At 32.4% G+C, this 1,173-nt stretch carries 2 protein-coding genes and 2 tRNA genes; 2 read left to right on the top strand and 2 right to left on the bottom strand.

The window, feature by feature from the left end; all coding sequences use genetic code 11:
* The first annotated feature begins 40 nt into the window (after nt 1–40).
* A tRNA-Cys gene (locus tag AMN84_RS01585) sits at nt 41–114 on the top strand.
* Nucleotides 115–165: 51 nt separating this feature from the next.
* Nucleotides 166–241, top strand: a tRNA-Asn gene (locus AMN84_RS01580).
* Between the two features lie 2 nt (nt 242–243).
* On the opposite strand, the gene AMN84_RS01575 is transcribed toward AMN84_RS01580, so the two are convergent.
* Together AMN84_RS01575 and AMN84_RS01570 are read right to left on the bottom strand one after the other, a co-directional pair.
* The gene (locus tag AMN84_RS01575) at nt 244–615 is read right to left on the bottom strand and encodes a helix-turn-helix domain-containing protein (RefSeq protein WP_075482811.1); all 372 of its coding nucleotides are present in this window, start codon (nt 613–615) and stop codon (nt 244–246) included.
* Between the two features lie 169 nt (nt 616–784).
* Nucleotides 785–1,173, bottom strand: a 389-nt coding sequence (locus tag AMN84_RS01570) for an amino acid ABC transporter ATP-binding protein (RefSeq protein WP_143755528.1), incomplete at its 5' end; no start/stop codon positions are given.

Raw genomic sequence — 1,173 nt, 5'->3', positions numbered from 1 at the left:
ATATAAACATCTAATAAATTGTTTTATAATCAGATTTATCGGTAACGTGGCGGAATGGTTACGCAGAGGATTGCAAATCCTTGTATCCCGGTTCGATTCCGGGCGTTACCTCCAAAAAAAAGAGTTGTTTTCAAGTAAAAAAAAAGTAAGTTTTAATTTTTATATTCCTCGGTAGCTCAGTTGGTAGAGCAGTTGACTGTTAATCAATTGGTCGCAGGTTCGAGTCCTGCCCGAGGAGCCAAATTAACCAGTCTTTTGAATTCCAACGTTAAGTGATTGTAAATTTTTGCTAAATTTTATTTTCTGATCGTTAGTTAGCTCAGAATATACCTTAACTAAAAAATTATAGTTCACATTCATGTGGCTTTCTTTAATTTTATCAGCATTTATTAGGTATTCTGAAAAATCTTCAAAAAAATAATTTATTGGAACTTTTAAATAGTTCGACAATTGAAGTAATCTTATAGAACTTACTCCATTTGTGCCTTTTTCATATTTTTGAATTTGTTGAAATGTTACGTTGATTGCTTTTGCTACTTTTGTTTGTGTAAGACCTAGTGCTAGTCTTCTTAACTTAAGTTTGTTACCTAAGTGTTTATTAAAATTATCTTCCATTAAGACCCCTCTTAAAAAATAAGATTGAACTCTATCCTAGGGGTTTATGCAAGCGGAAAAAAAATTTTTTTTGAGTGATTTTGAGGCTTGACAATATTAGAAAAACTCTAAATTGCTTTTAAGAAATATAGGAAAATACAACATATTTTGCATGTCAGGCATGCAAATTTTATAATATTTGGCTTAAGAAAAGTTTTGTTCTGTCACTTTTTGGGTTAGCAAAAAATTCTTTTGTAGTATTTTTTTCAACTATCATACCTTCGTCCATAAAAATAACCTCATCTGCTACTTCTTTTGCAAATCCCATTTCATGAGTTACAACAATCATCGTCATACCACCTTTTGCAAGGTTCACCATTGCATCTAAAACCTCTTTAATCATCTCAGGATCAAGCGCAGAGGTTGGTTCATCAAATAACATTATCTTAGGCTGCATACATAAAGCTCTAGCGATAGCTGATCTTTGTTGTTGACCCCCAGATAATTGACCTGGAAACTTATGTGCTTGGTCAGCTATTTGAACTTGTTCTAATTGTTGCATTGCAAGTTCTTCTGCTT

This window comes from Candidatus Pelagibacter communis, from assembly GCF_001180105.1.
Classification (GTDB): domain Bacteria; phylum Pseudomonadota; class Alphaproteobacteria; order Pelagibacterales; family Pelagibacteraceae; genus Pelagibacter; species Pelagibacter ubique_K.
Note: the sequence above shows the minus strand (reverse complement) of the source record. Positions and strands in the feature narration are given on the sequence as shown.

What these genes read in the sequence shown, in the direction of transcription:
- AMN84_RS01575 (WP_075482811.1), bottom strand. Translation starts at nt 615, where the DNA reads ATGGAAGATAATTTTAATAAACACTTAGGTAACAAACTTAAGTTAAGA.